General features: G+C 35.8%; 14 protein-coding genes. 7 read left to right on the plus strand and 7 right to left on the minus strand.

The window, feature by feature from the left end; all coding sequences use genetic code 11:
* Nucleotides 1-208 precede the first annotated feature (208 nt).
* Complete coding sequence (locus TRESU_RS01880; protein ID WP_081454738.1) at nucleotides 209-922, minus strand: HD-GYP domain-containing protein; 714 nt, start codon at nucleotides 920-922, stop codon at nucleotides 209-211.
* Between the two features lie 296 nt (nucleotides 923-1,218).
* Here TRESU_RS01880 and TRESU_RS01885 point away from each other — a divergent pair, with 296 nt between their 5' ends.
* Together TRESU_RS01885 and TRESU_RS01890 are read left to right on the plus strand one after the other, a co-directional pair.
* Entirely contained in the window at nucleotides 1,219-1,548 is a 330-nt protein-coding gene (locus TRESU_RS01885; RefSeq protein ID WP_013700534.1) for a hypothetical protein, read from the plus strand.
* Nucleotides 1,549-1,564: 16 nt separating this feature from the next.
* The gene (locus TRESU_RS01890) at nucleotides 1,565-2,476 is read left to right on the plus strand and encodes an IS1595 family transposase (RefSeq protein ID WP_013700533.1); all 912 of its coding nucleotides are present in this window, start codon (nucleotides 1,565-1,567) and stop codon (nucleotides 2,474-2,476) included.
* Nucleotides 2,477-2,839: 363 nt separating this feature from the next.
* On the opposite strand, the gene TRESU_RS01895 is transcribed toward TRESU_RS01890, so the two are convergent.
* The 4 genes from TRESU_RS01895 to lepB all read right to left on the minus strand — a co-directional run bounded on the left by TRESU_RS01895 (nucleotide 2,840) and on the right by lepB (nucleotide 8,206).
* A complete protein-coding gene (locus tag TRESU_RS01895) occupies nucleotides 2,840-3,628 on the minus strand; it encodes a hypothetical protein (protein WP_041611891.1) in 789 nt (262 codons plus the stop codon).
* Nucleotides 3,629-4,027: 399 nt separating this feature from the next.
* Complete coding sequence (locus TRESU_RS01900) at nucleotides 4,028-5,845, minus strand: motility associated factor glycosyltransferase family protein (RefSeq protein ID WP_013700632.1); 1,818 nt, start codon at nucleotides 5,843-5,845, stop codon at nucleotides 4,028-4,030.
* On the minus strand, nucleotides 5,826-7,700 hold the full coding sequence (locus TRESU_RS01905; protein WP_013700633.1) for a penicillin-binding protein: 1,875 nt from the start codon (nucleotides 7,698-7,700) through the stop codon (nucleotides 5,826-5,828). Before TRESU_RS01905 ends, TRESU_RS01900 begins: the two co-directional genes overlap by 20 nt.
* Complete coding sequence (gene lepB, locus TRESU_RS01910) at nucleotides 7,697-8,206, minus strand: signal peptidase I (protein ID WP_013700634.1); 510 nt, start codon at nucleotides 8,204-8,206, stop codon at nucleotides 7,697-7,699. The genes TRESU_RS01905 and lepB overlap by 4 nt, the downstream gene beginning before the upstream one ends.
* A 60-nt stretch (nucleotides 8,207-8,266) precedes the next feature.
* Between lepB and TRESU_RS14005 the strand changes: the two genes are divergently transcribed.
* From TRESU_RS14005 to TRESU_RS01930, 4 genes are all read left to right on the plus strand, one after another.
* Nucleotides 8,267-9,475 (plus strand): peptidoglycan DD-metalloendopeptidase family protein, encoded by a 1,209-nt coding sequence (locus TRESU_RS14005; RefSeq protein WP_013700635.1) that lies wholly within the window; start codon nucleotides 8,267-8,269, stop codon nucleotides 9,473-9,475.
* 18 nt (nucleotides 9,476-9,493) lie between these two features.
* The gene (locus TRESU_RS01920) at nucleotides 9,494-11,716 is read left to right on the plus strand and encodes a polysaccharide deacetylase family protein (RefSeq protein WP_013700636.1); all 2,223 of its coding nucleotides are present in this window, start codon (nucleotides 9,494-9,496) and stop codon (nucleotides 11,714-11,716) included.
* Nucleotides 11,717-11,788: 72 nt separating this feature from the next.
* Nucleotides 11,789-12,457, plus strand: a complete 669-nt coding sequence (locus tag TRESU_RS01925) for a pentapeptide repeat-containing protein (protein WP_013700637.1) — start codon at nucleotides 11,789-11,791, stop codon at nucleotides 12,455-12,457.
* Entirely contained in the window at nucleotides 12,454-13,020 is a 567-nt protein-coding gene (locus TRESU_RS01930) for an MBL fold metallo-hydrolase (RefSeq protein ID WP_013700638.1), read from the plus strand. Before TRESU_RS01925 ends, TRESU_RS01930 begins: the two co-directional genes overlap by 4 nt.
* Nucleotides 13,021-13,023: 3 nt before the next feature.
* Here TRESU_RS01930 and TRESU_RS14010 read toward each other — a convergent pair whose 3' ends face one another.
* Nucleotides 13,024-14,685, minus strand: a complete 1,662-nt coding sequence (locus TRESU_RS14010) for a hypothetical protein (RefSeq protein WP_148228236.1) — start codon at nucleotides 14,683-14,685, stop codon at nucleotides 13,024-13,026.
* A gap of 135 nt (nucleotides 14,686-14,820) precedes the next feature.
* On the opposite strand from TRESU_RS14010, the gene TRESU_RS01940 reads away from it, so the two are divergent.
* On the plus strand, nucleotides 14,821-15,267 hold the full coding sequence (locus TRESU_RS01940; protein ID WP_013700640.1) for a hypothetical protein: 447 nt from the start codon (nucleotides 14,821-14,823) through the stop codon (nucleotides 15,265-15,267).
* Between the two features lie 3 nt (nucleotides 15,268-15,270).
* Here TRESU_RS01940 and ilvN read toward each other — a convergent pair whose 3' ends face one another.
* Nucleotides 15,271-15,762 carry an acetolactate synthase small subunit gene (ilvN, locus tag TRESU_RS01945; protein ID WP_013700641.1) on the minus strand — a complete coding sequence of 164 codons (492 nt, stop codon included), beginning with the start codon at nucleotides 15,760-15,762 and terminating at the stop codon, nucleotides 15,271-15,273.
* Nucleotides 15,763-15,778 lie beyond the last annotated feature (16 nt).

Genomic DNA, 15,778 nt, shown 5'->3' on the forward strand with positions numbered 1-15,778 from the left:
ACCCTGCGATGTTTCTGAAATAAACTTGGTTAATAATTTGTTTTTTTTTGTCATTGCCGGACTCGATCCGGCAATCTAAAAATCTGCTAGATTTCCTAACCGAGTTTGCTAAGCAACCATCGCAGATCAAGTTGGAGAATGACAATTGACGTAGCATGAAAATGACAATTGTCGTGGCACAGGAATGACAGTATTAAATCAACTGATTTTACAAAGTGTCGCCAAGGGCTTTCCGCAAATCTGCGGACTCTTCTTTGTTCATTGTGCGCACAATTTTTATCGCATTGTCATCTGTCTGAATTCTTTTTGGCGTTCCGTCTGGATTTACGCTTCCCACAATTTGAACAATAGGATTTTTAGGGCTTGTTGGAGAAACATCAACAACTTGTCCGACTCTTCCATTTGAAAGAAAAACAAATGCTCCGATTGGGAAAAGCGAAATGCTGTACAACAGCGCTTTGATTACAGTTTCGTCATAAAGATGATTGCTGTTCTTTAGCATTTCAATCATGCCTTCGTAAGTTGTTCTTGCCTCTCTGAAATTTCTTGGAGCGGTGATTGCTTCAAATGAGCAAGCCACGCCGATTATTTTTCCGTAGAGCGAAATGTTGTTCTTTAAAAGATGCCGCGGATAGCCAGTTCCGTTTTCGCGTTCGTGGTGGTCTAAAACTCCCAGCTGAATTGTAAGCGGAAGCCCTGCGGTTCTCACAATATTATACCCGATTACAGTATGAGTTTGCATCTGCGCTTTTTCTGAATGGCTAAGCGGATTGTTGTTCATGTAAAGCTGAGGCGGAAGTCTTATCTGTCCTATTTCATGCAGAATGCTTGCGACTCCAAGTTCTATAAGTTTTTCATAAGGCATTTTTATTTGCAGTCCGATTATGATTGCAAAAATCGCAGTTCTAAGGCTGTGGCTTATTAAAAAGTTTTCGGAATTATCCCCTCATACACTCTTAATATAACATAAAATTCGACAAATTTTCATATTTTTTTTTACATTTTTATTTGATTTTTATTGACATAATAATCAAGATGTATTATATTATAAACATCAGGAGGTAATAGAAATGTGAAACGAAAAAAGAAAAAACTGTGGTCAAGAGCAGACAAAATCGCCTTGCTGGTTTTTCTGCTAGAACTTCTAAAGTTCATACTTGACCTGGTTTCTAAGCTGTCTGCTTAGTTTTCCACCGTTCATAGATACCGCCAATATCTATGAACGGTTTAAAAATAATCAAATTATATAGGAGTGTCAATAATGAACAGAATGGAAAAAATACTGATAGCAATTTTAATTCTTCAAGTTTTGGATATTGCGTTAAGGTTTATAATGTAGGTGATTTTATGGAAAAAACAACACAGCACGGCGGAACAAGAGCCGGAGCAGGCAGAAAAAAAGGAAGCACAACAAATAATACAGGATATAAAAACGGACGGATTGTCATTTCCTGCCTTGAATCTGAGGAAATGGCAATAAAACAAAAAGCAAAAGAACAGAATAAAACAGTAAGCAGGTTGATTATTGATTCTGTTTTGAAAAACTAAAAAGCAGGAGGCATATATGACATTCTTTGATTTTATGATAAAGTTTCCGACTGAAAAAGCCGTTATAAAATACTTTCTCAAAATCAGATATAACGATGTTCTTATATGCCCTCACTGCGGTTCAAAAGTTCGTGTTCAGCACAGAAATGACAATCTAAAACTTTGTAACTGCCATAACTGCAATAATACATTCTCACCATTCAAAAACACAATCTTTGAAAAGTCATCAACAGACCTGCGTAAATGGTTCTATGCAATCCATTTATTTTTGAATTCTAAAAAAGGAATTTCCGGCTTGCAGTTACAGCGTGAAATCGGCGTAACATATAAAACAGCGTGGAGAATGCTCAAGCAGATACGCTCTGCAATGGGAAACACTGATATGTCAAAAGCATTTGAAGCAATGGTCGAAATTGACGAAACATATATCGGCGGTAAACCTAGAAAAATGAACGGCGAAACAGAGCCTTCAAAGCGTGGACGTGGAACTAAAAAAACTCCTGTTGTAGGTGTAAAAGAAAGAAGTTCAAGCCACGTATTCGCAAAGGTAGCACTTCCAAACGAAGAAGGCAAGAAACTTACAGGAAAGCAGCTTTTCAATATTCTTGACAGCGTATGCAAGAAAGACGCAACGGTTCTGACCGATGATTTTAGAGGCTACAATTTTATGAACCATAAAAACACAAATAAAAACAACTACTACAGAATCAGCGTAAATCATTTAGAAAGCATTTACAGCCTCGGCAACGGACTTCATACAAACGGAATTGAATCGTTCTGGGCACTGTTGAAGCGTGGAATTCTCGGAATTTATCATCACGTTTCTGTAGACTACTTGCAGGAATATGTAAACGAATTCTGTTTCCGGCAGAACAACGGAACAAGCTCATTTGATGTACTGTTAAAGCAGGGGATATTTGCGGCATAATTCAATATTGATTTAAATCCTTGAAATGTATAGTATAAAGATAAAGCCTTTCTTTTTGGCGAAAGAAAGGCTTTTGAAACGGATTATCAGATACTTTTGGGAAACGGCAATCTGATATTTATTAACAAAGGGAACAAATGTTCTCGCTTTTTGTATAATATTAAGCATTTATAAGTTATTTGTCAATATGATACAGAAAGCCTCTTAAAAGGATAAATTTAATGAGGTGTAAAAAAAATTACATTGATTTTTATGATGAACATTTTTTTGATTTAATATGGAAAGATTTTGAATTTTAGCATATAATAAAAAAACAAGAAATATAGTTTTGTCGTTTGTAATATTTCTTGTTTTTTTTAATAACTAAGAGTGTGTTAGGGGATAATTCCGAAAGTTTTTATTTCTTGCTTCAAAGCTCGGTGAAATTCTAAGCAGGAATTTTTTATTTTCCCTTACAAAGTTGCAAAGCTCAAGCACTTTTCCGTTTAGCTCTGGCAATGAAATTATTTTTTGAGTCGCATATTTTGTGTAGACATAATTTATAAATTCCATAAATTTGTCGTAGGCGTTTTGTGATTCTAAAAGTTTTCTATTGTCTTCTTCTTTTGAAATAGAAGCCGGCTCGGAAGGGAAATTAAAAGGCTGCTGTGCTGTCTGCTGATTTGCGTTTGCAGAAAAATTTTGGTAAGCAGGTTGCACTTGCGCAGCTGGATTCTGAAAAACTGGCGTTGGGTTTTGCTGCTGAAAAATCTGCTGTGGCTGAACTTGCGGCTGGACTTTTTTTTCTGGCTCTGGAGTGTCTGAAGTAAATTCTGAAAGATCTACTTCTTCGCTTGTTTTAAATTTTTCAGGAATCTGTTCTTCTGGAACGGAATCTTCCTCATCTGTAAATTCAGAAAGATCTACTGATTCCGTTTCCCCAAGTGAAATTTTTTTGTGTTCTGTTTTTTCTGGATTTTTATCTTCTTCAATTTTGGAAAGAATTTTTTCATCTTCGCTGTAGACTTCAAGAAAGCCCCACTTTTTTAAACATGAAAGTACTTCTGGTGTTACTGCGCACGGTGGAGTTGCCAGCAAAAAAAGAGAGTCAAGCATTACATCTGAGTTGAAATGTGTGTCAGGTTTTATTTCTGCAACTTTGTATTTGACCATAATTCTTTCCTATTCATTTTATTATCGGCAGAATTTTAGAAAAGTTAATATATAGGGTATCTATAAAAACTCACTTTACAGTTCGCTTTTATAGATACCTGCAAGTTTTAATTCGTTATAATATCACGAATTAAAACATTGCATTCTCAGAGTTGCCTTTAAAAACTGAAGTTTTTAGAGGCTATTTATAAAAACTGGTCATGCAGTTTTATTTAAAAAAATGAAAAGACCAAAGGCAACTTCCTCTGATCTTTTCTCACGGAGATATTTAACATCTTTGTTTAGATGTATGGAAATTCTTTACAGGCGTCTGGATGTCCTCTAAGATTTCTCAAAGAACCGCCCGTAGTAAATTTCTATCACTGCACGTTTATATTATCGGTGAGGCTTGGAAAAACTTTAATTGGAATTAGGAAAAAATTTTTTATATAGGTTTATGGATTTTAAGAGTTCAGTGTAAATCAGATTTGAATAACGTATGCTGTAAAGTTTTTTTTCTGCTTCTGAATTATTTGGAATTTTTTCTGAAAGTGAATCGAGCTGTCTTTGCGTTGGAAATACAAGGGCTGCCGCATCTTTTGCGGAAGACGATGAGATTTTTTGATCTATTTCATTTAGCTTGCCAAAAACTTCTGGAATTGCAAGAGGAGAGCGGAGCGCTTTGTTGCAAAGATTGATTCCTCTTTTTGCAAAGGACTCAAGGATTTTTAAGTTTTCACCAAATTGACTTTTTTGCTGCTCAAAAGAAATTCCTTTTGAGTTTGACAGTTTTTTCTTATTCTCTTGGGCCTTTTCAAAAAATATTTTTTTTCTATCTTTTGCAATTGGCTTTAAAAGAAATTCTTCCAAGCTGAATTTTTCTATTCCATTTATTGCAAGGCTTTCTGGTGTAAGTGAAAAAGTTTTTATTCCTTGAGCAGATGCGCTTGTGCAATTTTTTTCAAACCACCATGAAAAAAGCTGCATTTTTTTATCTGTTAGAATTTCGTTTCCGTTGTAGTCTTTTGCGTAAAATGGCGCGGCGGAAAACAAAGTTTGAATATTTTTTGTTTCAGCTGTTTTTGTGCGAATACTTTCGTAATGAATTTTTTCTTCAAACTTTGAGCCTCTAATGTGAGTTTCTTTGTTTGGAAATCCTAAGTCCATTCCTGCTAAATAAATTTCAGAAGCTCCACACATTCTTGCAAAGTCCCATGCAGTTGTTGTTACGCTTCCTCCAGCCGCAAGCAAGCCTTTTTCTCCAATGTTCTTTTCAAAAAATTTTCCGATTGGAAACATCGAAGAAAACAAGACAATTTCTTTGCACTGAAACCTGAACACGGAAGGGTAAACTGCGATTTCTGTAACAAGAATAGATTCAGGTGATTTTAAAAATTCAAGATGAAGAGAGCAGTAATACTGCGGGTCGGCAAGAATTATAAAATCCGGCTCAACATTAAATTCCAAGCACGAATGAAGAGCCGTGTCTACGCAAACAATTATTGCTCTTTCTTTTATTTCGTTTAAATGCGGAAGAATTTTTTCTAGGCTAGGACCTGCCGCTATAATTACAAAAGGAATTCCGTTTGCTGTGTTTAAAAATTTATTTACTCCGTCCAGTTTTTCAATGTAGCCTAAATTTTTGCAGCTGTTGCTTAGCCAAAGCCTTGAAAATTTTTCGAGAGTGTTTGTGTTGACTTCTTCCTTTTGCTTGTTCTGAAATATTATGTTTTCAACTGAATCAAAATATTCTTGATTGTGTGCTGTATGAGATTTGGTTTTAAAAATATGAGTTTTAGAATATGAGCAGTTTGAAATTAATGCGGCAGTTTGTTCAAGTGAAGCTCTAATTATGAATATTAGTTTTTTATGCTTAAAAACTGGCGACCAGTCTATTGCGCTTAATGCGGAAAAAAAAGATGCAGTATCTTCCTCAATGATAATCAAAGTCGGTTCTGGAATTTTTTTTGCAAACTCTACAGGTCCGTAGCCTAAGCCAAACCCAAGAAAAATCGCAGTGTCTTTTTTTTCTGAGTCAAAACTATTTACAAGACTGCCAGCTTCTTTTTCTGGATTATATTTTGAATGAAGCAAAAGATTTTTTCTTTTTGCAGTAAGGCTTCCGTTTTTTGCAGTTTCAAATTCAATTTCATTTGAAAACTTAACTTCTAGTGAATTTGAAAGTTCCGGAAAACGCTCTTTAAACAAAGAATAATTTTTATTCCAAATCGAGTTCAATAGTCATATTCTCCGTTATTGGTGTTCCAGGCTCTGGGTTTTGATCGGCAACCCAGCCTTCGCCTTTTATTACAAAGTTTAAGTCATCTCTTGCCAAAAGCGGAATCAAATCTCTTTTTGGGCGTCCTGTAAAATCTGGCACGACTTTTCCAATTGAAAGCGGCAAATTTTCTTTTATTGTGATGCGGCCTGAATGTTCAAGGCTTGCGGCTCCTTCACGGTTTATTCCCAGATGATCGATTATTTCATCAGCGGCTTTTGCAATTACTGGAGCTACAATTCTTCCTGCGTAAGTTTCGCCTTTTGCTTTTTCAATAACGATGTACAAAACAATCTGCGGATTTTCGATTGGGAAAATTGCCATGCAGTTTGAAAGAAAGTCCGTATTGCTATATCCGCCGTTTACGGTATCTGCCATTTGCGCAGTTCCTGTTTTTACACCGATTGAAATGTCTCTTAACGAAGCTCTTGTTCCCGTTCCGCTTTTTGCAGTTGTTTCCATGCAGCTTAAAAGATAGTCCGCTGTTGAACTTTTTAAAACGCGGTTTCCGTAAGTCGGCTCATGCTCGTATTCAGTTTTTCCGTCTATGTCCGCTATTTTTTTTATAAATGTAAGTTTTATTTGAACGCCTTTGTTTGCAAGAACTGTTGCCGCCTGAACCATTTGCAGCGCGCTCACGCTTATTTCCTGGCCGATTGACATTGTGGGCTTGCTTCGTGCAGACCAGTATCTGTCGTTCTGATTTTTTACAGAGCCTCTTGTTTCTGACGGAAGCTCAACGCCAGTTCTTTCTCCAAATCCAAACCGCCTGATGTAAGACAAAAATTCTTCTGTTGTTATTTTTTCGCTCATCTGTGCCAGCGCATCATTGCATGAATATTTCAGCGCGCTTCTTGCGTTAAGCCAGCCGTGATGGTCAAGACAAGTTATTCTGATTGTTTCGCCTGCGGTAGTTTTTCTTTGATAAATTCCATCGCATAAAAAACTGTCATCAGCGGTAATTGATTTTGAATCAAGGAACGATGCCACTGAAAAAATTTTGAACACGCTTCCCGGCTCGTAAGCTGTAACAGATGCTCTGTCTGTCATTTCCTGTGTTGAAGCAGAAGTGTATTCATTTAAATTTGCGGATGGCAAGCTTATGTATGAGAGTATTTCTCCGTTTTTTGCATCTGCAGCAATCAGCATCAGACTTTCAGCTTGAGTTTCTTCCATTGATTGCTTTGCGATTTTTTCAAGTTTATACTGAAGCCCTGAGTCGATTGTTAAATAAACGTTGCTTCCGTGGATTGTTCCAGTTGCATCGGGATTTGGTTCTGGAGAAAGAATGTTTTGCTTGGAATATTCAATTCCGCTTAATCCAGTTCCGTCATCGCCCATGTAGCCTATTAGCTGGCTTGCCAAAGAATTTTCTGGATAAAGCCGGCCGGGAATTTTGTCAAAGCGGGTGAAGTTGTAGTAATTGTTTTCATCAATTATTTTTATAAGCTCGTCGTATTGTTCCTGGGAAATTTTTTTCTTGATATAAATGAAATTTGCGTTTTTTGCATTTTGAATTTTTTGTGTGATTTCTTGTATTCCCATGTTTAATGGAGAGCAAATTCTTTCAGCGAATTCATCTGGATATTTTATGAGTTTTGGAGTTACAACAAAGTGGTAGAAATTTGTCTGGACTGCGAGCGGTTTTCCGTTTCGGTCTGTGATTGAACCGCGCTCAATTGTTACTGGAGCTGTAATTGTTTTTTTCTGCGGATAAAAAGCCAGCTTTGCAAATTTCACATAAACATAAACTAGCCCGACTGCGCATATAAAAAAAATAAATCCAATGCGGAATTTATTAAAAAAAACACTCATTTAAAAATCACCTTGCCCAAAATATTTTTCTGTGCCACAAAGCCGTAAGTTCTTGAGTCAATTGAGTTTTCAAAATTATCTCCTATTGCAAGAATCATTCCTCGTGGAACACAAGGGCTGTTTTTTATCAGATTATACTGAAGTTCTGTAAGCGAGTAATTTTTTTCTCCTACGTGCAAAGTATATCCTGAATCTGATGAATATTCTAGGGAGTCGCCTTCTGTGGCAACACACCTTTTTACAACAAGACTGTTTTTATAAAAATAAATTACAATGTCTCCAGTTTTTGCATTTTTCCATCTGATTAAAGTTGAGTTGCCGAATGGATTTACGATTCCGTATGAAAGCTTGCAGGCTAAAATTTTTTCGTTGTTATGAATTGAAGGTTCCATTGAAATTCCTTGCACAGAAAGAATGTCAAAGGCGAAAATTTTTATTGCGGCTCCTATAAAAATTCCTGCGAGTATATATTTCCAAAAATTTGATTCTGGTGAGTTATTTTTCATTACTATATTCATCGTCAATAATTGCTAATATCAAAAACTTTTTTTGTCGATATTGAAAATATGGAAATAATAAATTGCTTGGAATCTTCTGCTTTTAGAAAAAATACTACACACTTGATTCGACACAATGTTTTGCGTAGCGTTCGTACTTCTGCAAAGCCTGTTTATAGAACACGAAATGTTTTTAGCGCAAATTCAGTTAGATCTGATTTTAATATTTTCTCATTTATTCAGAATCTTCGTGGGCAGATTGGAGTTGCAGGAAAGAGGATAAAAATTGCTTCCCGGTTTGCATGGCTTGTTCCTGTTTTTGTTTTGTGCGCGGCTTCACCTTTTTTTGTTTCCAAGTTTATTTCCTTTTCTGAAAGTTTTGCAAAAAATATAAATTTAAATCCTGTTTCAATGGAGGAGTTTCAGGCTCTTGACAATGCGATGAGTGAATTTGCCTTTGACCGGAGTTCATATTTTGACAGCGAGGGAAATATTTTTTCTGAAGACGGAATTAAACTTGAGACCAATTCTGTTCTTTTGAAGCAGCCTGTTGTTTTTCAGAATTACACGGTAAAGCCGGGCGATACGATAAGCGGAATAAGTTCAAGATTCGGACTTTCAAATATTTCAACATTGATTGCTATAAATAATATTGGAAACGTCCGCTCAATTTATGCAGGTCAGAAACTTTCAGTTCCTTCTGTAGACGGACTTGTTCACTTGGTTTTAAAAAATGAAACTCTTGATTCTATTTCAAAAAAATATTCTGTTTCTGTTTCTGATTTGCTTGATATAAATGACTTGTCATCTGAAAATTTACAGGAAGAACAGAAAATTTTTATTCCGGGAGCAAGGCTGGACAGCAATTCTTTGCGGAAGGCAATGGGAGAGCTTTTTGCAAATCCACTGAAAATAAGATACAGGCTTACTTCAAGATTTGGTTCGCGCGCGGATCCGTTTACTGGTGTTGCATCCCATCACACTGGAATTGACATGGCTTGTCCTACAGGAACTCCGATTTATGCATCCATGAGCGGAAAAATTGCATACACAGGATTTTCTTCTGTATTTGGAAATTATGTGATTATAAATCATTATGACGGTTATCAGACTTTGTATGCGCACATGAGCAAAATCATTGCTAAAAAAGGCGATGTTGTTAGTCAGGGCACAAGAATTGGACTTGTTGGAAACACTGGATATTCTACCGGTCCGCATCTTCATTTTACAGTTTATAAAAATTCAAAGCTTGTAGATCCGCTTACAGTTTTAAAATAAATTTTAGAGGAAATTTATATGAACAAAAATTTCAAGTTGTGCAGTTTTGCTTTTATAGTTTTCTTTGCATTCATTTTCCCGGCTTTTTCTCAAATTGAATTTGGCAGTTTGGATTTAAACAAAGACGATTTTCTTATATTTTCCGCTGAACAAAATATTCCGGGGACAGTTTCTTACAAGTCGCTTTTTTTTACTCAGCTTGATGAACAAAAAATAAAAAAAGAACCCGTGATTTTGACTTGCTTCCCGGAAAAAATGGAGCTGCTCAACGAAAATAAAATTCTTCAGATTAGAAACAGATACGGAACTGCAAAATATTCTGTTGAAGATAAAAATTTAAAATGGACTTCTCTTGCTTTTGGAATTCCAGAAAATTACAGCCGGGCGAATTTAATTTCTGCAAGTCCAGACGGAAATTATTTTTGCTATGTAAAGAAAACAAAAAACACAACAGGAAAGCTTTTTGTTGTTGACTGTAAAACACAGGAAGAAAAAGTTCTCCTTGAAAAAACTTCGTTTAGCTACAAGTCCATAAATGCAAAATGGTCGCCAGACAGCAAGTTTCTTCTTTATGAAAAAGACGGCTGTGTATATTTTATAACTCCAAGTGAACTTTTCAAAAAAATAAATTTGCCTGAAAGCTATAGAAAAATTGGAGATGGCACAATCGATAATGTTCAGTGGACTCAAAGTGGAAATATAATTTACGTTTCAAATGGCCTTGTTTTTTTAATTGAAGAAAATGAGCTTTACACAAGAGGTCTTTACGCAGCTCTTATTGGAAGCGGAAAAATTATTGGACGAATTCCAAATGCGTTTGATCCGCTGAAAGATAAATTCTGGACAAATGAAGACGGAACAAAGTTTGCGGTAGTTTCAAGCAAAAATACTCTTTACATTTATTCCGCCATGGAAAATCCAGAGCTCAGCTATTTAAAGCCGGAAGGCGTTTTTCCTTTTTCAGAAATAGACGGAATCTGCTGTGATTTTAAAATTTTCTGGAGCGGAGCTTCTTCACCAGTTTTATGGTGCGATTCTTTTTCTTTTGAAAATCCAAAGAGAGTCAGCTATGCTTATTCTATAAAAGAAAAAATGGAGCTTTTGTTTAAAACTGAAAATTCCATTTCTCCAGTTGTTTCGCCAGATAGAAAAAAAATCGCTTATACAGATGCCGGAAAATTTTTTGTGTATGATATTTCTGCGCAGAAAGTTGTTTTGTCAAAGCCAGAAGAAAAAATTGTTTCAGCTGCATGGAACGGAAATTTTTCAATTTACATTGGCGGAGAAGAAACTGTAAAACTTGTAAATTTCCGCGGAGATGAAAAACTTCTTTTCTTGTCTTCCGCTTGCCAACCATACTGGAGCAATGAAAAAATTTTGTGCAAGTCTGAAATTTCAAAAGATACATTTGTTTATGAGGCGGACAAAAATACTTGGAGAGCAACCTTGTCGTCTTCCACAGAAAATTTTTCACGGCTAGAAAAAAACGGAAGGTACAGAGTTTTCCTTGGTTCTTCTGTGAATTCAAAGTTTTCAAATTCAATTTATGTAAGATCTCTTTCTGGAAAAACAAAAACATATTCTGTTTATAAGGAAACTGAAAAATATTCAGAGCCTCTAAAAAAGGTTTCTCTTGTTTTTGATGCATTGAAAAATTCAGAAGGACTTGCAGAAGTTCTTTATACACTTGATGATTTTAGAGTAAGGGGAACTTTCTTTTTGAACGGAGAATTTATCCGGCGTTATCCGCACAAGGCAAAGCAAATTGCATTTTCTGGAAACGAATGCGCTTCAATGTTTTTTAGTTGCGCCGATTTGGTTGAAAATAATTTTATAGTTGATAAAGATTTTATTCAGCGTGGTCTTGCAAGGAATGAAGATGAATTTTTTACTGCGACAGGAAAAGAACTTTCACTTTATTGGCACGCTCCGTTTTATCATTCAAATCAGCTTATGAAAACTGCTGGCACGGAAGCAGGTTATAATTACGTTGAAGTTTTTAACAAATTCAATGACAGAATTACATTTGAAGAAAGCAAGGAAAGCGGCAAGGAATATTTAAATGCAAGCTCTCTTGTTGATTCATTTGCTGAAAATCTTTATGACGGAATTGTGATTCCAGTTTCAATTGGAACTATGGATGGAACTCGTCGTGATTATCTTTATGAAAAACTGGATTTACTGATTTCTTCAATTTTAGAAAACGGATATGAAATTGTTTCTTTGAAAGATTTGCATTAAATTTTTATCTGCATTTCTTGTGCTTTGAAAATGCCTATTTGACTAAATGTTTTCAATAACGTAAAGTTAAGTATGTTTGTGACTAACAAGTGCCAGTGCAAGGAATGTCAGAATCCTGCGCTTTCAGTAATCCGCGACAATGAAATTATTCCGCATGAACCGGGCTTTTGCTTTGAGCATACGGAAGATAAAATTGGTCATCTTACATCGCTTTTGAACTATATAAATTCACATGAAAAAATTATCGGGCTTTGCGCTTACGGAATATCCGTGAACGGCGTTGACCTTTCAGGTAAAAAATTTTACGGCTGCAATTTTCAGCACTCAACTTTTTCAAATATACATTCAATAGGCTTGAAATTTAAAATATGCACGCTTGATTTTTCAACATTTTCAGATTGCGATATGCTGAACAGCGACATTCAGTTTTCCTCTTTTTCCGGCTCGAAATTTATTCACGTGGTTTTTACAGGAAGCGATTTGGTGCATAACAATTACAACGGAATAACTGCTTACCAGTGCAGCTTTGATGATTCGGATTTTTATAACAGCCGTTTTATCCGTGCAATTCTTATGAACACGTCAATGAAAAACTGCAATCTTAAAAAAGCGATATTTTACAATTCTGCAAGAGAGCACGTTTCATTTAAACTTTCAAATACGCGGGAAGCTTTAATTGACAGAAACAAAAGCGGCTTGATTGAAGACTTTTCGGAATCGGAAGGAGAAGACGAGCTATGAAACTTTATTTCCATTTGTGCGTAGACGGATTTACAAACAGCTACACTATTTTAAATGACAGGCCAGATGTAAAAGAAGCGATTATTGTTGACCCTGGAAAAATTGACATGGAAACAATAAATTTAATTGAAGAAGGTGACTATAAATTGTCTGCGGTTTTGATTACGCACAAGCATACTCATCACATACAAGGTCTTAGGACACTTAAGAAAATCTACACTCCTGTAGTGTATGCGGCTGATGCTGGAATTTACGGAATGGACTGCTCGATTTTAAATGGCGATGGAATTGTAAAGATTGCAGGTTTCAATGTTGAATTTTTTTCTGTTCCGGGACATTCTCCAGACAGCATGGTTTATAAAATTGAAGATGTAGTTTTTACAGGTGATACTTTGATTTCTGGTGTGACGGGAAGCACTTTGAGCCAGTATTCCCATAAATTGCTTTGCAAAAAAATCAAGGATAAAATTTTTTCACTTCCTAATAGGACTGTTATTTTCCCTGGACACGGTTCTCCAAGCACTATCGAAAGTGAAAAGCAATTTAACATTGATTTAATTTAAAAGCTATTCCATCCTTTGAATAAGCGCAACTCTTCCGCAGGCAAGCCCCCAGTTGTCAAAAGCGTAGCTGTTTAGAATTTCTGCCGCATCAACAAAAGCCTGTGCATTTGTGCTTCTGATATATTCCGCGCTTTCCGGCTGAATCCTGTTGACTGAACCTCGTCCTGCAACTTGAATAAAATAATTTCTTACATTTGAAAAAGACTGCTGCATTATGTAAGCCATGAATTCATTTTGCATTAAATATTCATCGTTTGTATCGTATCCAAGTCCTGGCTGTGTTTCCCAAAATTTCTTTAGAAAATTCAAAGAGTCTTCGTCAAACATATTATAGCAAGTTGCAACGATATTTCTAAAATCCTCATCAGTAAAATAAATTCCGTGCCAGCTTTCGTGCGCCATAAAAGTATGCCTAAGATATTCCGGTGATTCCCTGGTGAACGAAACGACCGCGCCTTTTCTGGCTTTAAATCCGTCTTTGTCTTTTTGTATGATTTTATTTGCAATCAGAATTTCTTTTAGGATTTCTTCATAGCTGTTTATCTGAAAATTTTCCTGTTCAACTAAAGAAAAGAAATTCGCCAAGTCATTGGCTTTGTAGTCGTGCGCATTGTAGCCGTGCTTGTTTTCTACAAAATCGTCAGAAACCAAAGTTCCTTTGTATCCGGCTTTTTCAACAAAATATGCGATTCTTGTGAAAAACTGATTTTGAATTTTGTAATTTGCAAAATCAAAAACCAAAACTCCGGGGAAAAGTTCCCATTCAAAAATTTCGTAGTCACTTCGTCTCCAGTTTTTTTGTGGCCAGTTGTTTATAAGTCCCAAGTCAGTTTTTAACGGGTACAAAACTTTTCCTTCTGTATCCTGCGCAAGAATCGGATTTGAAGGTTTCATTATGAGTTTTTTTACAAGCTCTTTGTTTTCTTGCAGCTCAAATTTTTCAAAAGGATTTTTTAACGCTGAAGTTTGCAATGTTTTTGAGTTTGCGTTTTTTGAAAGGCGGATTGAAAGTTTTTCACTTCCGGCGGAAAAAGTTATTCTTTTTTGATTTTTAAAAGTGCCGATGTAGTCCGAATCTGTAATTCCGATTTCAATTTTTGGCATTATGCGTGTTGGAATATTTTGATCTGGAAAAAGATTTTTCGCATCGCTGAAATCCGCAGAATTAAAATCCCATTTTATTTTTCCTCCGCTAGGTCCGAATGCAAAAAGCGGAATGTTTTCATTTTTCCAGCCAAGCGCCGCTTCTGTTATCTGCGCTTCGGTTACTTTGAATTTTGCATTTCCGTATACAAAAAATCCGGCTGGCACAATGTCGTTTTGCGCAATTGAAAATACAACTCTAAAATCTTCGGATTCAAACTCTGAAAAATTTCCGGTTACAAGTTTTCTTGAATATATTGATGTCTTTAAAGTTCCGTTTGAAAAATCATCGTCAAATAAAAAGCCCAAAGTAAAAACGCTTTCTCCTGATTTTGGAATTGAATTTTTTGCAAATGAAATTCTTACAGAAAGTCCTGCGCCTGATTTTTTGTAGCGGACGTTGCTAAAATGCGCCTTTTGATTTTCTGTGAATTTAAAAAACATATATTGTTTTTTCTGCGGATTAGAAATTTTTGCTTCCGCCGCAGCTTTGTTCAATGCAATTAAATTTTCTCCGCTCATTCCGATTGAAGAATTTTTAGCTTTGAATGCGCAAGAGGAAAATGCAATAACCAAAAACAATATTAAGGATTTAAAAAAGAATTTATGCATGGGAACATACTAAACTTTTTTTTTAGTTTACGCTACACTGATAAAATGTTTGCTTTTGTTCCTGGAAAAGATGTGCTTTTGTTTCTTGCAAAAATTCAAAAAAAAATAATTTCTGTGTTTAATTCAAACCGCCCTGCGAAATTTTTTGCGGCTCCTGTTTTTCCTCTTTGGGCATTCTTTGACTTTGCTTTTCCTGAAAAAATAATTTCCTGCGAATTTCTTGAGCCAGTTTTTAAAGATGAAAAATTTATTTTTCCAGTAAAAATAATTTCCTTAAAAGATGAAAAAGAGAAGTTAATAAACCTTGAAATTGTATTTGGAAAAATTCTTGGGGAAATAAAAAGCAGCCTTGAATTTCATCTTGATTCAGACGAAATAAAAAACTGCTTTCCATATAAAATCAGAGTTTTTAAAATTGGAAATGTTCTAGTTCAAGACAACAACTGGCAGCTGTTCGATGAAAAATGGTGCAAATGCCAGCCGCTTTCTTAGAAATTAGCGCATTACTTTTTCGCCACGGTCCATTGCAATCAGGCCGGACTTTAAGAATTCAAGAATTCCGTAAGGCTCAAGAAGCCGCTTTAATGAGCTGATTTTTTCTTCGCTTCCGGTTGCTTCTACAATCAAAGTGTTTTCTGAAACATCAACGATGTGGGCGCGGTAAATACTGCAAGTTTCAATGATTACGCCTCTATTTTCTCCGGCGGCCTTTACTTTTATAAGGGCTGTTTCACGTTGGCAAGTTGAAGAAGAATCGCAGTGTTCAATAGAAATAACTTCAACAAGTTTTGAAAGCTGTTTTTCAATCTGCTCAAGAATATATTCATCTCCGCGAACAACAATTGTCATGCGGGATTTTTCAGGATCTGCAGTTTCGCAGACTGTGAGTGAATCGATGTTATATCCACGACGGCTAAAAAGGCCGGACACACGGCTCAATACACCTGCATGGTTTTCAACAAGAACAGAAAGCACATATTTTTTCATTTCAAACTCCTATAAA

The organism is Treponema succinifaciens DSM 2489 (genome assembly GCF_000195275.1).
GTDB lineage: Bacteria > Spirochaetota > Spirochaetia > Treponematales > Treponemataceae > Treponema_D > Treponema_D succinifaciens.